Here is a 17,415-nt window from a genome sequence, read left to right on the forward strand (position 1 = left end):
CGACACTCTTTGGCATTTTGAGTAACCTTAATCTTTTTCGCTGCTCTTTATTAGAGGTATTGGAGTGCTACATTATTAGTGCTGAGTCATTCATAATACCATTGCTCTCGACACTGCTCGCCGCATTCTGGATCATGGTTCCTGCATATGTTCCCAACCCCGTTGCAGCACTCTGCGGCGGGGGAACCCCCATAGATTTTCGTAAGAACTATTCTGACGGACGTAGGATCCTTGGAGACGGTAAGACCTACCGGGGCCTTGCATGCGGGGTCCTCGCAGGGATAGCAGCCGGGGCGCTCCAGATCTGGCTCGCCGGGACCTATGGCTGGACATTCCTTCCCCAGCAGACCGCTGCCTCGATTACGATCCTCGCATTCGGGGCACTTCTCGGGGATATGGTAAAGAGTTTTGTCAAGAGACGTCTCGGGAAAGACCGCGGGCAGTCATGGCCGATCGCTGACCAGTATGACCTTGTGGCCGGGGCATTTATCCTGATGCTGGTCTTCGATCCCGCATGGCTTTTTGCCACCGTCACGCTGCCTGTTCTTATTGTTATCCTGATCCTCACCCCGATCCTTCACCGGACGGTCAACATCATCGGATACGTGTGCGGAGTTAAAAAGGAACCTTGGTGAAACGTCATGAATGCCATAGCAGATCTCCTCATCCGGTACAAAGCCATCGAATTTGGTGACTTTACCCTCGCCTCCGGTGCAAAAAGCCGGTACTACGTTGATGTAAAGACCGCGGTAACCCATCCGGAGTTCCTTGAAGCCATTGCCCGTGAGATTGCGAAACGATATGAATTTGATGTTGTAGCCGGCGTGGCTGTGGGAGGGGTACCTCTTGCCGTTGCAACAGCTCTTGCTGCACAGAAACCGTTTGCCATCATTCGGGCAGATGAGAAAGATCACGGTAAGAAAAACCCGATCATTGGAGAGGTCAAAGGAAAGACTATCCTTCTGGTCGAAGATGTCACGACCTCCGGGGGATCGGCGTTGTATGGTATTACAATGCTGAGGAATGCCGGTGCCCGGGCAGACCGGGTTGTTACTGTTGTTGACCGTGAACAGGGTGCTGCGGCAGCACTCAGAGCGCAGGCCATCGATCTCTTCAGTCTGGTCAGAGTCAGCGAAATTCTCTGACGAGGGCTGACCGGAAGCATAAACCATTTTTAACCAATAGAACCCATGTGATGGATAATGAAGATCCTCGTTGTCGGTGGCGGCGGGCGGGAACATGCAATCGCATCCGCTCTTTCCCGTTCCGGCGGAAATGTGATCTATGCCGTGATGTCGCGGGAAAATCCCGGCATAGCCCACCTTGCACAGGATATCTGCCTTGCACCGGAGACGGATCTGGCCCAGATCACGGCATTTTCGCAGAAGACAGGTGTGACCCATGCCTTTATCGGACCGGAAGCCCCCCTTGAGGCGGGTGTGGTCGATCAGCTCTCTGCAGAGGGCATTGCCTGTGTCGGCCCGACCAAAGCAGCGGCACGGATCGAGACAGATAAGGCGTTCTGCCGGAACCTTATGACAGAGCATGGGATTGAAGGAAACCCGTTCTACCGGGTCTTCCATAATCCTTCGGAGGCCATTGCGTTTGTGAAGGATCACGATGGCGATCTGGCCGTTAAGCCTATCGGCCTGACTGGGGGAAAGGGCGTCAGGATCATGGGAGAGCAGGTTGATCTCAACGGGGCCATCAGGTATATCCGGGAGATCAACGGCGGGGTCGTGCTTGAAGAACGGCTGCAGGGTGAAGAATTCACTCTCCAGGCATTCGTCGATGGCACGCATATTGTCCCCATGCCGCTTGTCCAGGATCACAAGCGGGCGTTTGAGGGAGATACCGGACCTAATACGGGAGGGATGGGATCGTACACGATGACGGACCACATGCTTCCGTTTGTGACCAAAAAGGATTTCACGGCGGCCTTCTCCATCATGGCTTCGGTTGTGGCTGCCCTGGCATCCGACGGGTATCCCTACAAAGGCATCCTGTACGGCCAGTTCATGAACACTGCACAGGGGCCGAAAGTGATAGAGTTCAATGCCCGGTTCGGTGACCCCGAGGCAATGAACGTGCTCTCACTCCTCTCATCGGACCTGACCGAAGCAGTTACCGGTATTACCGAGGGCACACTCTCTGCATCGAAGATCTCCTTCGAGCATGCGGCAACGGTCTGTAAGTATCTCGTGCCTGAGGGATACCCGGGAGCACCGGTGACCGGCAGGCCGTTATCCCTGGGCCGGAAAGGAGATGCACTTCTCTATTACGCAAACGTGGAGGAACGGGGCGGCATTCTCTATACACTTACCTCGCGGACACTTGCCTTTGTGGGGAAGGGTGACACCCTTGCGGAGGCGGAGAGGATCGCAGAAGAGGCTGCATCAGCAGTCGCGGGAAGTGTCCACCACCGGCGTGATATCGGGACAGCGGCTCTGCTCAACCGGCGGATCGCCCACATGAAGGAGCTGCGATGAAGAAAGACTTCCTTTCCATTCTCGATATCACCAAGGCCGAACTTGGCGAGATCCTCTCCGATGCAGAGCGTCTCAAGCGCCAGAAACGTGCGGGGGTTCCCCATGAACTGTTACGGGGAATGTCCCTTGCCATGATCTTCGAGAAGTCCTCAACAAGGACGCACATCTCGTTCGAGGTGGGCATGCACGAGCTGGGAGGCCATGCGCTTTTCCTGAATGCAAAGGATCTCCAGATTGGCAGAGGAGAAGAGATCCGCGATACGGCCCGGGTCGCATCCCGGTACGTGTCTGCCGTGATGATCCGTGCCAACCGCCATAGTACCATTGAGGAACTGGCGCAGCACGCCACCATCCCGGTTATCAATGGACTCTCTGACTTGGAGCATCCCTGCCAGCTCCTTGCGGATATCCTGACGATACGTGAACACTTTGGCGATGTCCGGGATCTCAATGTTGCATGGGTGGGGGACGGAAACAATGTCTGTACTTCCCTTGTTCTCTCGACAGCTCTGACAGGCATGTCGGTCACCGTATCAAGTCCCAAAGGCTATGAGGTGGATCAGGATATCATCTCACGGGCACGAACGCTAGGAGGGAAAGTAAAGACCGCATCCTCTCCGGCAGAAGCCGTAAAGGACGCCCATGTGATCGTCACCGATACCTGGATCTCCATGGGGGATGAGAAGGAGAGGGAAAAGCGGCTGGCGGCGTTCCGTGGATTCACCGTGGATGATAAATTAGTCCGGCACGCTGCCCCGGATGCCCGCGTACTTCACTGCCTCCCTGCTCACCGGGGGGAGGAGATCGCCGGGGATGTCCTCGATGGTCCGCAGAGCCTTGTGTGGGATGAAGCGGAGAACCGGCTCCACGCCCAGAAAGCACTGCTGGTCAAAATTCTCAAAAAATAAGGGTGAAAAGTTCCCCCGGTTATCGGAATAAAGCTTTTACTCCCCGATAAACCGGCGAACCTGATCGATCATGTATTTCTCTACCTGTTCTGCCACGTCACGTTTGGCGCGGAAGGCAAGAAGCTCCCGCTCATCCCCATCCATATTGGCAAAGCTGAGCTTCTGTTTGCGTTCCACGACTTCAACATCAAATTTTTTTGCAATCTCAATGATAATGCCGCGTGGTACGCCGGGGGGTATCAGCACATCATAGAGATCTTCATCGGGTGTCGGTGTGTTCTGGTTCTGAGCGGGATCGGGCTGGTCTGTCATGGTCTGATTCATCCTACTTACCTATTTTGATGCGCCGGTTCATAATACAGGGCCCGCCCCTTACCCCGCCAATGGGATTCTTGGGCTTACCCAGCGAGTTCATGCACCGGCCCATGAGGGAGGCGCCGCGGGCAAGGCCATCATCAACAAAGACGAGGTGGTCATTTGGCTCATCGAAAAGATTCCGCTGTGTGATCCCTTCCAGGATATACTCGGGCTTCCTTCCGGAGATGGCCGCCCGCCCGGTAAATCCGATCGAGGAATTCCGCGGTACCAGGTGCTCTTCGACAGCGACATCAATTAGGCGAAGCGCCATCTGTGCGCAAACCCGGTCGACCACCTCGTTGAGGAACGACAGGTTATAGTTCTTGTGGATTTCCGCGCCGATCTCAAACAGCTTGTCGAGATCGCCGGAATTGACCCCGCAGTCACACCCGATCATCGCCACCCCGGACTCCATTGCCAGCCGGGCGTTGACCGGCACGCGCCCGAACCGGTCGCGGTCCGGCGGCACAATCCTGATGTCGATGTGCTCATGACACCGCCGGACAAATTCATCAACAGTCCTGCGGTTGCCCCCGGCAAAGATACCCCCGCTGACGCTGTGCTCGCCAAAGATGTCAAGGGCAGTACCGGTCCGTTCCTGCACAAGGCCGGTACCCCGGACGATTGCATCGGGGATGGCCCCGGCAAGACCACAGAAATTCCCGATGGTCTTTGCAAACGGGTTCGCGTCGTCAGCCTTCACATCACTGGTGATCCGCCCGTCAAGCGTTGTCCCAAAATCGACGGAGATGCAGGGATTGCGGAAATCGACCGGAGTCCACTTTGCGCCTTCCTTGATCCCGGCCATCGCAAGTTCCCCTTCCATCTCGTTTGCAACCATCTCAACACCGGTCGATCCCACCGGCGGGATCACCCCGGCAACCGCACCTACGAAAACAACCTTATCGGCAAAACTGAACGGCTGGAGTTTCTCGGACTGGTTGGCCTTAGTCATGGGAGGCGTCATCTTCTTTGGAGGAACGCCTGCGACGAGGCAGCCATTCGCGAGGGCGATCACAAAATCCCCGACCTGATCCGGCGAGTCCATCTCGGCCACCACACCGGTACTGCGGACGACAAAATCCAGATCGATCTGGATGTCAAGGCGCGCCTCCTTGTGGCACTGGATGAGGGTGTCCCGTACCAGTTCGGTGACAGCCTGACGGGAGAGTTTTGTCCCGTCCAGGGTCTCGCCAAAAACCTCCTCTCCCGGTTTGGGCGGTCGTATATCCCGGCTCATGCTGACCGTCTTGTTGATAACATACGATTTGCCGGTCTCCAGACTCACCCCGGTCAGGATGCACTTGGTGGTGGTATTTCCCATCTCCACAGAGGCCACGATAAAATAGGGCTTGTTCTTGTATTCCGGGATCTGCATACCCGCGCCGTGCACAATGGAGGGAGGCGTGGGGCTTTCCACGATATGGGGATGGGGTTTTGAAAAGCGGGAAAAAAAACCAGGGCACATATTCTAACGATCGGAGTGTGATGGCATATATGTTTCTTTTTTCCCGCTTTTCTGAAAGGAGATTCCGGAACGTTTTACCTCATACAAAAAAAGGAATATTTTGGGAGGTTATTTTTTACCGGCGTTTTTTGGGGTCTTTGCGTTCAGGGCATGGACAAGGCGTGCCTGTATCCCGAAATACTGGGAGACACCGATGGCATGGCATTGGTCGATGGATGCACTGTCGAAGGAGACCAGATCCCCGGAGTAGATCGCCTGAGGGGAACTGCGGCCGAGAACCCGTACCGACCCCTTGTACAGTTCGAGATCAACGCGGCCATTGACCCGTTCCTGCGTAGTATCGATAAACGCATTGAGAGCGGCATACAAGGGTTCATACACCAGTCCTTTGTAGGCCAGTTCTGACCACTTATCATCCACCATCCGCTTGAACACCAGTTCCTGCCGGGTGAGGACAAGACTTTCCAGATCGCGGTGGGCGGTGAGGATAACCGTTGCTGCAGGGTGTTCGTAGTTCTCCCGTGCCTTGAGACCGAGGATGCGGTCCTCGATCATGTCGTTCCTGCCTACCCCATGCTTTCCGGCAAGGGTGTTGAGTTTCCGGATAAAGTCATACCCTGATAGTCTCTTCCCGTTGAGGGCTACCGGAACCCCGCGGGAGAACGTGATGGTGATCTTTTCCGGTTTCGCCGGGGCCTTTTCGGGAGAGACCGTCCAGAGGTAGATCTCCTCCGGCGGGTAATACGCGGGATCCTCAAGCCGGCCGCCTTCGATACTCCGGCTCCAGCAGTTCTCGTCCATGCTCCACGGCTTGTCTTTTTTGACCGGTACCGGGATCCGGTGCTCCTTTGCATACTCGATCTCCCAGTCCCGGGTCAGGTTCAGCTCGCGGATTGGTGCAACAACCTCAAAACCTGCGGCACGGATAATAAAATCGAAGCGGAGCTGATCATTACCCTTGCCAGTACAGCCATGGGCAATAGCCGTGGCTTTCTCTTTTTTTGCAATCTTTACTACTTCTTCTGCAATCAGGGGCCGGGCAAGCGAAGTGCCCATCGGGTATCCCTCGTAGGATCCGTTTGCCTTGATGGCAGGGATAATCTGTTCAATGACAAAACGCTCACGAACATCTATGGTATAATGGCGATCGGCAAGTTTCCGGCCTTTTTTTGTGGCCACCTCGATCTCATCGTCGCTCTGGCCGACATTAACTGCAACGGTGACTACGCGGTCGTAGTCATACCGTTCTTTCAAGAGCGGGATACAGATGGAGGTATCAAGCCCTCCGGAATACGCGAGTACGATAGTACCTTTTCCCATAATGGTTACTTCCGTTGTCAGATCATCCGGTTGGATGTCTGACCATATATTTGCAAAGGATTATCCGAATAACACCAGAGTGAAAGAGAGTCCAAAGTAAAAACAGCCAAGATCAAAAATGGAACGTTCGGGATGAATTCCCGAACGCGTATATCAGGAAATTTAGCTTACAACAATCTTCCAGTTGGCAGTCGGTTGGAACACAGTGACGTAGTCGTATGCGCCCTTGTTGTTAAACGTAACATTGAACATTGATTTGTACGGGATTGCTACCGTGCCGAAATTGTACCCACTGTTAGTACCAACAGAGGATATACCATGGGGCTTGTAGGGGTCATTGTTAACCCACGAAATGGTCGTTCCCACGGGCACGTAAAGTGTCCCTATAGGTGACAGGGTTAGAGCCTGGGTAAAGCTGATCGTTACAACATTCGGGGTAGGTACAGGGGTCGGCACTGCAGTTACATTAGCAGTCACGTTTGCCGTTACATTTGAAGTGGCCACTGGAGTGGGAACAGCGGTCGGTACGGGGGTAGCAACTGTTGTGGGAACAGGTGTCGGTGTCGGCGTGGCTGCAGGCGCGGACTGCTGGGATGTGCATCCCGCAAACAGGATCCCGATAAACAGGACTGCAAGAACAACAAATACTTTCTTCATGCATGTTTTTTTGTTATCTCGGTATATAAGAGTATTCAATTATTTTACACGATCAGGAATTTTCCGGAACACCGGTGTCTTCCTGTCCCGGATAGCAAAAAAAGAGGGGAGATAATTTTGTCGTCGGTATCAGCAGAGATAATGGCTGAGCGGTTCAAGCGTCATCTTCTCGCGCTTGATCGCATCGATCGCCAGTGCAGCTGCCCGCGCTGCCTGCAGGGTGGTAATATACGGGATCCCGAAGTCCACTGCCGCACGCATAATCTGGTAATGATCCTGGCGGGACTGGCGATCCTGGGGGGTATTGATGATGAGCCGGATCTCGCCATGGTGCATCATGTCCAGCACGTTGGGCGATCCTTCCTGCACTTTCCGCACCAGATGCGCTTCAACACCGGCTTCGTGCAGGTAGTCAACCGTGCCTTCGGTGCCATAAAGCGTGAGGCCAAGATCCCGCAGGCGCCGGGCGATCGGGATCACCTCATCCTTCTGGCCGATGTTGACCGAGATAAAGACATTCCCCTTGAGCGGCAGCTCGTTGTCCGCGGAAATACAGGCCTTGTAGAAGGCGAGACCGAAATCGTAATCGATCCCCATCACTTCTCCCGTGCTTTTCATCTCGGGCCCGAGGATGGTATCGACACCGGCCAGCTTGTTGAAGGGAAGGAGCACCTCTTTTACGGCCACATGATCGATCTTTGCTTCACGGAATCCCAGGTCACACAGTTTCTTTCCGATCATCACCTTTGCGGCTACTTTCGCAATGGGAAGACCGGTAGCCTTTGAGACGAAGGGGACAGTCCGGCTTGCACGGGGGTTTGCCTCGAGAATATACACCACATTATCTTTGACCGCCATCTGGATGTTGACGAGACCTACAACACCAAGACCAAGCGCAATCTTCTTGGTATATTCCCGGACCGTGGCAATAGTCTCGGGGGAAAGCGATTGCGTGGGGATGACACATGCAGAATCCCCGGAATGGATGCCTGCCTGTTCAATGTGTTCCATGATCCCCCCAATAAGGACATCTTCGCCATCACAGACCGCATCGACATCGAGTTCTATGGCATTCCTCAGGTAGGAGTCAATCAGTACGGGGTGATGCTGGCTTACCCGTACAGCCTCCTTCATGTACGTTTCAAGTTCGGCCGTATTGTGGACGATCTCCATTGCCCGGCCGCCAAGAACATAGGATGGCCGGACAAGGACCGGGTAGCCAATCCTCTCGGCCTTCTCCCGGGCTTCAGCCTCCGAATATGCAGAGCTGTTGGCCGGGCTTGGGATTTGCAGGGTGTCCAGAAGCATACTGAAACGGTCACGGTCCTCGGCAACATCCATTGCATCCGGGGTCGTCCCGAGAATCCGTGTACGAAGTCCCCGCCTCTTCATCTCCTTTTCCAGGGGAACCGCCAGATTCACCGCGTTCTGGCCGCCAAACTGCACCATCACACCGTAATACTCATCCGTTAAAAGAATGTTTGTAACATCCTCGAGCTGCATGGGCTCGAAGAACAGGCGGTCGGAGGTATCGAAATCCGTGGAGACGGTCTCCGGGTTATTGTTGACGATATGGACCTCCACCCCTTCTTCCCGGAGCGCTTTTACCGCATGGACCGTGCAGTAATCGAATTCTATCCCCTGCCCAATCCGGATCGGGCCTGAACCGAGGATGAGAATTTTTTGTTTGGTATCCTTGACAATCTCAGTGGTCCCTTCCCGGGTCGAATAGAAATAGGGCGTGCTTGCCGGGAACTCTGCTGCGCAGGTGTCCACCATCTTGAAGGCCGGGGCACCTACCAGGTTCTCAATTGCATCCGGTTCCCTGCCGGTGAGTGCGGCAATTTCCGTGTTGGTAAACCCATAGGACTTCGCAAGGAATATGTTCTCATCAGAACCCTCTTCAGTAAGGCGTTTTTCCAGATCGACAATATTTTTGATCTTTTCCAGGAAAAACGGGACAATCGACGTGAGACTGGCTATCTCGTCGATAGAAAAACCCTGACGGAAGGCATCAAAGAGGCAGTGGAAGCGCTCATCGGTCGGACGGGAGAGGATCATCCGGATTTCGCTCTGGCTCGTGTGGGTCCGTACATCGGTGTCGATCGACCGCTTGGCCTTCATGAAAGCCTCCTCGAGCGTCCTTCCGATTGCCATCACTTCCCCAGTACTTTTCATGGAAGTAGTGAGCGTCCGGTCCGCACCCTTGAACTTGTCGAACGGCCAGCGGGGAACCTTGACCACGATATAATCGATGGTCGGCTCGAAGGATGCAGCGGTACACCCGGTCACCGAGTTCTTAATCTCATCCAGACGCAGGCCGATCGCAATCTTTGCCGCGACCCGGGCGATGGGATACCCGGTTGCCTTTGAAGCGAGTGCAGAAGAACGGGAGACCCGGGGGTTGACCTCGATGACCCGGTAGTCCCCGTCCCGGAATGCGAACTGGATGTTGCAGCCTCCCTGGACATCAAGGGCCCGGATGATATGGATGGCGGCGCTGCGCATCATCTGGAATTCATCATCGCGGAGCGTCAGGATGGGTGCTACCACAACGCTTTCCCCGGTGTGGATGCCCATCGGGTCAACGTTTTCCATGCTGCAGATGATGACACAAGTATCCGTGGAATCCCGCATAACCTCGAATTCCAGTTCCTTCCAGCCCATCACGCTCTCTTCTATGAGCACCTGGTGAATACGGGAACGGGAGAGCCCCAGTTCAACGATCCGGGTCAGTTCTTCCCGGGTCCTGCCAATACCGCCCCCGGCCCCGCCCAAGGTATAGGCAGGGCGGACGACCGCCGGCAGACCGATTTTTGCGATCGCTTCATCGATCTGGCTCAAGGTATTGATGATGGTGCTCTGTGGGACCGGCTCACCGATCTCGTTCATGAGGTCCCGGAATTTCTCCCGGTCTTCGCCTTTGTAGATCGCCTCAAGCGGCGTGCCGAGGATCTCCACACCCTTGAGCGCCCCCATCTCCGCGAGCTCCGCAGTAAGGTTGAGGCCGGTCTGGCCGCCCATACCGGAGAGGATCCCATCAGGCCGTTCTTTTTCGATGATTTTTGCAATAATATCTGCCCGGAGCGGTTCGATGTAGATCTCATCGGCCATATCCGGATCGGTCATGATCGTTGCCGGGTTGGAGTTGACCAGCACGACCTCGATCCCCTCTTCCTTGAGGGACCGGCAGGCCTGCGAGCCCGAGAAATCGAACTCTGCGGCCTGACCGATCTGGATGGGGCCGGAACCGATGAGGAGCACCTTTTTGATATCCGTCCGTTTCGGCATTACTCCAGCCTCCTGAAAAGATCATCGAAGAAATGGGCCTCCGTGTCCCGCGGCCCGCCATGTGCCTCAGGGTGAAACTGCACGGTGGTCAGGCGGAGGTCTTTATTCTCAAAGCCTTCCACCGTGCCATCATTAACGTTTGTATAAGTCACCCGGCAACCCTCCGGCAGGGATTCTGCATCCACTGCAAAACCATGGTTCTGGGTAGTGACAAAGATGCGGCCGTCCACAAAACGCACCGGCTGGTTTGCTCCACGGTGGCCGAACTTGAGTTTGTAGGTATCGCCACCCAGGGCAAGAGCAGAGACCTGGTTTCCCATACAGATCCCGAAGATCGGGAGCTCCCCGAGAAGGTCCTGGATGCAGCGTATCGCGTCAGGTGCCTGCTTGGGATCTCCCGGGCCGTTGCTCACGAAGAGAGCGGCCGGTTTGCAGGCCCGGACCTGGTCAGCGGTGGCATTGTACGGGAAGACATACAGGTCGCCGTTCCTTTTCGAGAGACTGGAAAGCATATTCTTTTTGATTCCCAGATCAATGACAGCGATGCGTTTCCCGCTGCCGGGGATATGATACGGCTCCCTGCAGGATACTTCCGGGATGGGAATGATATCGCAGATGGTAGGCGTCTTTTTCGCCAGTGCTACGGCATATGCACTATCATCACTTCCCACTACGAGGGCAGCGCGCATGGTGCCATGGACCCGGGCTTTGATGGTCAGGGCGCGGGTATCGACACCGGTCATGCCAAGAAGGGAATTTTCTTCAAAAAAGGTTCTGATGGTTGGTCCGTGTTCGGGTTTCTCGCAGATCTCCTTTGCGATACACCCCAGCGCACAGACACGGGGGTTCTGGAAATTCTGGGGATCAACCCCGTAATTGCCGATCTGGGGGAAGGTAAACATCAGGATCTGCCCGAAATAGCTCGGATCGGTGAGGGATTCCATGTAGCCGGTCATCTGGGTGTTGAAAACCAGTTCCCCGGCACATTCACCCTGTATCCCGAATCCTTCCCCGATAACAAAATCCCCGTCCTCGAATCCCAGAACCGCCTTCATGATGTCCATATATTATGTGCCGGATTAGTTATTAACGCTGATGCACAAGGACGAAGCGGGCTCATTTGGGAGGATCACCCTAAAGTGGTCAGAATATGAATAGGGAGGACAGGATCTGAAATATAAGGCAGCCGGTGTTACCCAGACCCCGGCACTCAGCACGGACCGCTCTTTTTGTGCGGGGAGAAGTGACAGGAAGGGGATCGTCCACATCCCCATTTTTATATAGTACCCGCCGCAATTTTCTCCCGGAAGTGTTTACCACGGGAATGCACGTGAACGGAAAAGACCGGGGTTCGATAATGCTGTATGCCCTTTCAACCTGCCAGTGGTGCCATAAGACGAAAGTTCTGCTGGAAGAGCTCGGGGTGGCGTTTGACTATGATTACGTCGACCTTCTCGAGGGAAAAGAGCAGGATGATGCAATGAATACCGTTGAGCGCTGGAACCCAAGCGGATCGTTTCCTACTCTTGTGATCGGCAATAAACGTGCCATCGTGGGATTCCGGGAGCAGGAGATCCGGGAGGCACTTAAGGTATGAATGTGCCCGAAGTTACGGAAAGCTCTGTTGAATCAGCATACCTCGCGCTCAGGACGGACGCCGAGAAAAACGGGTACCGGCTGAACCCGGATGCAGAGTTCACCAAGAACCTGGTACGGGGTCTTTTGAAAAACGAGCAACGGTACGGGTACCACTCCTGCCCCTGCCGTCTTGCTTCCGGGAAAAAGGACGAGGATCTTGACATTGTCTGCCCCTGCGATTACCGGGACAACGATCTCGAGGAGTACGGGGCCTGCTACTGCGCCCTGTACGTGAACGAGGCCATTGCCCGGGGACAACAGAAGGTTGCACCGGTTCCCGAGCGCCGCCCGCCCCGTTCCCAGCGTGGAAAAGCCGCGTCGGTCAAGGTCACTTCAACAACAGCGATGCCAATCTTTCCCCTGCCGGTCTGGCGCTGCAAGGTCTGCGGTTATCTCTGTGCCCGTGAGCAGCCGCCCGGCGTCTGCCCGATATGCAAAGCGACAAAAGAGCGGTTTGAGAGGTTTGTCTGACCTTTTTTTAGGTCCCATCAAGTGTGATTCCGCCCCCCTCGCTGAATGAGTGCGGTTTTCTTCTTACTGATCCGCCGCAGGGGCTTCCTCCCGGGGGCGGCGGCACTGCTCGTTCATGGGGGTGTAAGGGCGACAGCCCCCGTGATATCTTCACCACCCGCTCTAAGCCACCCCCATCCGGCCCCAGATTGAGCCCGGATTACCCTTTTCCGGGACCCCATCGGAGCCCGTATCGGGCTCTGTTTAAATCAGAGTCCAAATTGGCCGTATTTTAGCAATCGGACGATTTTAATGAATCTCATAAAGGCCATTTCATGCCCTGATCTCACCTCAAACAGGCATTTGACCATTCTCGGAAAAAGAGGCCAAAAAAAGGCCACTATGGGCCGGTTATAGGCATTATATGGGGCTCATTTTGGGCTTATTTTGGCAAATAAATAGATTTATTGGCTTTATTCCACACGAACCGAAACGGACGGTTTTACGGGTGTATTTTGGGAGCTGCATCTCTCCCCGCGGAGGGATAGGGGGTGCGACAGTCCCCCCTCTATTTCCACACACAACCCGGATCTTCCGGCCCGCCCACAAATTTCCGGAAAACTCCGGGTCCGTGAAGGCAATTCCGGAAAAAGATCTTGGGGGGGTGACCCCGACCTCTAAAAAAATCTGTCGCCCCCCTCCCCCCTACCCCCTGCACTGCAAAAAAATTGATCGGACCGATCGATCTCCGAGATCGGTCGAGGTGGCTTGTATTGTTTCAGTCTTCTGACTTGTGTTTCCCCTGGACTTTCAGACGAGAGGGGGAGGTCGCACCGCAAAAAAATGATCGGACCGGCCGATCATCAAGAGAGGTCACCCTCACCCCTCACCCTCCTTTTTTTAGAACCCGGCTAAAAGATGTGGCCCGAGAGCGATGCCCCCTCCCAATACTAAAAATACAGTTTCGCACCAACCTATCCACCATGAGTGATACAATCCTTGTCGAAATTGTCGGACTGAAATCATCCGAGTGCTCACCGTTTCCCTGTGACGGGAACCGGACCTGCGGGTTGTCGGCATGCTATCCCTCGGGAAAACTGGTGCAGGCATTTGAGGCGCTGAAGAACAGGGTGGCTGAAACCTACAGTGACAGGGTTACGATGAAACTGACCCTCATCGATGACAATGTCCCGGAGCACATCCGTGTCATCCTTGAAAAGGATTACCCCCCCATCCCGATAGTGCTGGTAAACGGGAAACTCACCCGGATCGGCAGGATTGTCTCTGACCGGATCATGACTGAGATAGAAGCCTGTCTTTAACGCCTTTTTACAAGAAGAAACCGGGAGAATGGATCTCACCCTGTCGCAACACCCCGGTGTGGCGACAGAAATTTCCAGAATTTTGAGGATCCTGTTTCCCGCACGATGAACACTTTATAACCAGAGAAGTAACAGGATATCAGCATGAGCCCGGTGCGGAAATGGGGAGTCGGCCCGTATGCGGTTGCAGTAATTCATGGCGGACCGGGTGCCCCGGGGGAGATGGCCCCGGTTGCCCGGGAGCTTTCTACGGTCAAGGGGATACTCGAGCCGTTCCAGACTGAAACCACCCTTGAAGGACAGGTCCGGGAGCTCCGATCCGTCATCACCGAGCATGGCATGCAGCCGCTTACTCTGGTTGGTTTTTCATGGGGGGCGTATTTATCATGGATTGTCGCCGCCCGGTACCCTGCTCTGATAAAAAAACTGATTCTTGTCGGCTGCCCCCCATTTGACGAGCAATATGCCGCACAGATAACAAAGACCCGCCTCGACCGCCTGACACCGGAGACCCGGAAAGAGACACAGGTGCTCCTGACAATGATAGAGACACCTGCGGCAGAAGACCGGCCGGAAGATAAAAATGCCCTTTTTGCCCGTCTGGGGGATCTGCTTGCCCATGCCGACAGTTATGCCCCCCAGATGGCAGAGGAAAAATCGTTCTGCTGCCAGTATGATGTCTTTAAAGGGGTATGGGACGATGCGTGCGATCTCCGCCGCAAAAAGGCGCTTCTTCATATGGCACGGGAAATTACCTGCCCGGTGATCGCGATTCACGGGGATTATGATCCCCATCCGGCGGACGGGGTAAAGATCCCTCTTGAGCAGGAACTGAAGAATTTCCGGTTTATCTCCCTGAAAAAATGCGGACATCGTCCATGGATCGAGCGGAATGCTGCAGAAGAGTTCTACCATATTCTTGCCCAGGAGATCTGAGCAGATAGAAGATTAGCAGGATCTTCAGGACAGTAATAAAAAAGCCCCGGTAATTATTTTCATCCTATAAATCCAGTTCACAGGTTTAAGATTTGAAAAAGAAAATAATTATCCAGACTTCTGTTAAGATGCCATACCTGATCTGGAGAAATTTCCCTTTTTCTTTAGCTGTGCAAGTACTCGCTCTTTTTTCCCGATAGCTGCCTGTGATGCCCGGAGAACACCCTTTTTCATCTCCTCGAAATCCCCGGGTTCCGTATCCACCACTTTTTTTACCGGCGTATAGGCAGATTCCCGGAACCGGGGCTGGAAGTCATGCTCTTTTCCCTCGGTTATCAGGACGGACGCGGGTTCCCCTTCTTCAACGTACCCTATCTCACGACAGGCAACACCGGTAGACCGGATGACACGGGCGATCTCACCTGCCGACGATGCCGGTGCGACTACCAGCAGGGCATCTAATGAAACCCCCAGATAATCGATCTCCAGTGCCTCAAGCATCTCTCTTACTTTGGGGTTGACGAGGGGGAGCGTATCCTCTTCCCTGACTACCAGACGGCACCGGGCGGTCTCAGCCATCTCAAAGATATCTCCCCGCAGGCCCCCGTTGGTGACATCGGTCATCGCGTGGATCTTGTCAAAAACGGGACTCTTTATCAGCGCCTCGCAGGTGAGCAGGAAGTTGAGGTTGATCGTTTCTTCGACCACCTCGGGGAAACCGGAATAGATCGCCGCGGTTGCAATCGTCCCTCCACCTGCCCCTTCCGTCATCAGCAGCACATCCCCCGGCTGCGTGGATTTACGGGCAGTCAGGTGGTGTGCCACTCCTACCGCACCGACACAACCGGTCAGACGGTTGCCCAGAACCATATCTCCTCCGATCCGGAGGGTTGACCCGGTAACAAGGGGGACACCCATCATTTCACCCACGGTCGTGATCCCCGCCGTATAATCAAAGATCTTGGCCACATCCCCGTCGTCGGCAACATGGATATCGGAAAAGAGCATCACCGGGGCTGCCCCCATCACATAGAGATCCCGGAGAGTCGCCCGGGTCACATGAAAACCAGCCAGATAGGGATAATCCGAGAGCCGTGAATGCATCCCGTCAACAGTACAGACAATATATTCTCCCCCGGCTTGTACAGCCCCGGCATCGTCCATCTCATCCACGCCGACCGATGCCTGCGTCTTTCCGATAATCCGGGCGATCTCGCGGTGGGCAAAAAAATCCCCTTTTCCCCGCGAACCTACCCCGAACTCTCCCATACGGACGCGGGCTGGTTCAAAGGAGAAAAAATCTCCAGATAATCCCTGTGTGTTTTTAACTTCTTCAACAACGGCCCGGGCAAAGGCAGTGGTATAGGTTTCCTTCGACTTTTTTATTTCCGAAATCCTTCCGGCAAGGTTCTGTATGATGCGCTGTTCATCTTCACCGGCTTCCAGATGACGCCGGGCATATTCCTCCACATCCATGCATCCGTATTCGTGCCAGATCCATAAATACCACCGGTACATTCCTGTTTTGGCCGGGATCACCGTCGCAGGATACCGAGAACTTCCGAGATGCAGTGGAGACCGTCTTCGAACCTTTTTGCCTTGAAGAACGCCAGCCCCTTGACGATTCCCTCCCTGACATCATGAGCGTCAATATAATAGGCCTGGTCAAAGGCATGGGCAGATTCCTCCAGATGCCCCAGCGCAAAACAGGAATTGCTCAGTACCACCCATGCATCCGCCATAGTCAGATCCAAGGACAGTGCTGCCCGGAGGCAGACAACGGCCTCTTCATGCATACCGAGCTTGGAGAGGGCCAGCCCTTTCCGGTAAAGGCCCTGCGGATGATGCGGGTTAACCGCAAGCGCACCCTCGAGAGCATCAAGCGCTTCGCGGTACTTTTTCTGGTTGATATATGCGACACCCTTTTTGTGAAGGGCAGAAAAATAAAAGGGATAGATCTTCAGGGCGCGGTCGTAACAGGAGATCTCCTCGTCAAAGCGTTTCAGTTTTCCAAGGGCGTATCCCTTGTTTACCCACGCCGACAGGTACCGGCGCCGCAGCCGGATGGCTCTCTCGCAGCACCGGATCTCGGCTTCGTACCGCCCCAGCATACCCAGTGCCACACCCTTATTGTTCCAGGCCGACGCATTCTCCGGATCGAGGGAAAGGGTCTGGTCGCAGCAGGCAATTTTCTCCTCAAAAAGGCCCAGCTTTCCCAGGGCAAATGCCTTGTAGTTCAGGGCTTCAATGCAGACCGGATCGATATGCAGAGCCTGGTCACAGCACTCTATCTCTTCCTGATACCGCCCCAGTTTTCCAAGCGCAAACCCACGCCCAGCCCATGCAATGGCAAGAACCGGATTAAGAGCAAGGGCCAGAGTGAACAGTGCAAGGGCCTCATCATGCCGGCCTTCCTTTCCCCGCGAGACTCCTTCTGCATAATAACCGAGAGCCGAAGGCATCAGCCTCTCATTTTCTGCGGGTGACGGTAAAGCAGTCATTGTCCATGAGGTGTCCATCCTGACTCTTCCTCCCTGACCGGGAAGCATTTCCGGGACACCAGCCCAGATGACTATTCT

Annotated in this window: 16 protein-coding genes; 8 read left to right on the forward strand and 8 right to left on the reverse strand. The window is 54.7% G+C overall.

Going from position 1 to position 17,415, the window contains the following annotated elements:
* Positions 1-134 precede the first annotated feature (134 nt).
* The 4 genes from VMS83_RS04160 to argF are packed head-to-tail and all read left to right on the forward strand — an operon-like array spanning position 135 to position 3,397.
* A complete protein-coding gene (locus VMS83_RS04160) occupies positions 135-635 on the forward strand; it encodes a CDP-2,3-bis-(O-geranylgeranyl)-sn-glycerol synthase (RefSeq protein ID WP_414674910.1) in 501 nt (166 codons plus the stop codon).
* A gap of 6 nt (positions 636-641) precedes the next feature.
* Positions 642-1,145 (forward strand): orotate phosphoribosyltransferase, encoded by a 504-nt coding sequence (gene pyrE / locus VMS83_RS04165; protein WP_325410166.1) that lies wholly within the window; start codon positions 642-644, stop codon positions 1,143-1,145.
* A 57-nt stretch (positions 1,146-1,202) separates the two neighbouring features.
* Positions 1,203-2,489 (forward strand): phosphoribosylamine--glycine ligase, encoded by a 1,287-nt coding sequence (gene purD, locus VMS83_RS04170; protein ID WP_325410168.1) that lies wholly within the window; start codon positions 1,203-1,205, stop codon positions 2,487-2,489.
* Positions 2,486-3,397 (forward strand): ornithine carbamoyltransferase, encoded by a 912-nt coding sequence (gene argF, locus VMS83_RS04175; RefSeq protein WP_325410170.1) that lies wholly within the window; start codon positions 2,486-2,488, stop codon positions 3,395-3,397. The genes purD and argF overlap by 4 nt, the downstream gene beginning before the upstream one ends.
* Positions 3,398-3,433: 36 nt before the next feature.
* Here the strand turns inward: argF and VMS83_RS04180 are convergent, their stop codons facing one another.
* The 6 genes from VMS83_RS04180 to carA all read right to left on the reverse strand — a co-directional run bounded on the left by VMS83_RS04180 (position 3,434) and on the right by carA (position 11,545).
* The gene (locus tag VMS83_RS04180) at positions 3,434-3,709 is read right to left on the reverse strand and encodes a hypothetical protein (protein ID WP_325410172.1); all 276 of its coding nucleotides are present in this window, start codon (positions 3,707-3,709) and stop codon (positions 3,434-3,436) included.
* Positions 3,710-3,722: 13 nt separating this feature from the next.
* A complete protein-coding gene (locus tag VMS83_RS04185; RefSeq protein WP_325410174.1) occupies positions 3,723-5,222 on the reverse strand; it encodes a methanogenesis marker 14 protein in 1,500 nt (499 codons plus the stop codon).
* Between the two features lie 108 nt (positions 5,223-5,330).
* Positions 5,331-6,542 carry an argininosuccinate synthase gene (locus VMS83_RS04190; RefSeq protein ID WP_325410176.1) on the reverse strand — a complete coding sequence of 404 codons (1,212 nt, stop codon included), beginning with the start codon at positions 6,540-6,542 and terminating at the stop codon, positions 5,331-5,333.
* Between the two features lie 162 nt (positions 6,543-6,704).
* The gene (locus VMS83_RS04195; protein WP_325410178.1) at positions 6,705-7,199 is read right to left on the reverse strand and encodes a hypothetical protein; all 495 of its coding nucleotides are present in this window, start codon (positions 7,197-7,199) and stop codon (positions 6,705-6,707) included.
* Positions 7,200-7,328: 129 nt separating this feature from the next.
* Positions 7,329-10,490, reverse strand: a complete 3,162-nt coding sequence (gene carB, locus VMS83_RS04200) for a carbamoyl-phosphate synthase large subunit (RefSeq protein WP_325410180.1) — start codon at positions 10,488-10,490, stop codon at positions 7,329-7,331.
* Positions 10,490-11,545, reverse strand: a complete 1,056-nt coding sequence (gene carA, locus VMS83_RS04205; RefSeq protein WP_325410182.1) for a glutamine-hydrolyzing carbamoyl-phosphate synthase small subunit — start codon at positions 11,543-11,545, stop codon at positions 10,490-10,492. Before carA ends, carB begins: the two co-directional genes overlap by 1 nt.
* 269 nt (positions 11,546-11,814) lie before the next feature.
* Between carA and VMS83_RS04210 the strand changes: the two genes are divergently transcribed.
* The 4 genes from VMS83_RS04210 to VMS83_RS04225 all read left to right on the forward strand — a co-directional run bounded on the left by VMS83_RS04210 (position 11,815) and on the right by VMS83_RS04225 (position 14,836).
* Positions 11,815-12,087 carry a glutaredoxin family protein gene (locus VMS83_RS04210; protein ID WP_325410300.1) on the forward strand — a complete coding sequence of 91 codons (273 nt, stop codon included), beginning with the start codon at positions 11,815-11,817 and terminating at the stop codon, positions 12,085-12,087.
* Positions 12,084-12,599: a ferredoxin-thioredoxin reductase catalytic domain-containing protein gene (locus VMS83_RS04215; protein WP_325410184.1), complete on the forward strand. Its 516-nt coding sequence runs from the start codon at positions 12,084-12,086 to the stop codon at positions 12,597-12,599. The genes VMS83_RS04210 and VMS83_RS04215 overlap by 4 nt, the downstream gene beginning before the upstream one ends.
* Before the next feature lie 962 nt (positions 12,600-13,561).
* The gene (locus VMS83_RS04220; protein ID WP_325410186.1) at positions 13,562-13,900 is read left to right on the forward strand and encodes a hypothetical protein; all 339 of its coding nucleotides are present in this window, start codon (positions 13,562-13,564) and stop codon (positions 13,898-13,900) included.
* Positions 13,901-14,044: 144 nt separating this feature from the next.
* The gene (locus VMS83_RS04225; RefSeq protein ID WP_325410188.1) at positions 14,045-14,836 is read left to right on the forward strand and encodes an alpha/beta hydrolase; all 792 of its coding nucleotides are present in this window, start codon (positions 14,045-14,047) and stop codon (positions 14,834-14,836) included.
* A gap of 123 nt (positions 14,837-14,959) precedes the next feature.
* On the opposite strand, the gene VMS83_RS04230 is transcribed toward VMS83_RS04225, so the two are convergent.
* Entirely contained in the window at positions 14,960-16,312 is a 1,353-nt protein-coding gene (locus VMS83_RS04230) for an AIR synthase-related protein (RefSeq protein ID WP_325410190.1), read from the reverse strand.
* 59 nt (positions 16,313-16,371) lie between these two features.
* On the reverse strand, positions 16,372-17,355 hold the full coding sequence (locus VMS83_RS04235) for a tetratricopeptide repeat protein (RefSeq protein ID WP_325410192.1): 984 nt from the start codon (positions 17,353-17,355) through the stop codon (positions 16,372-16,374).
* Positions 17,356-17,415: the final 60 nt, after the last annotated feature.

It is taken from the genome of Methanoregula sp., assembly GCF_035543475.1.
Lineage (GTDB): Archaea > Halobacteriota > Methanomicrobia > Methanomicrobiales > Methanospirillaceae > Methanoregula.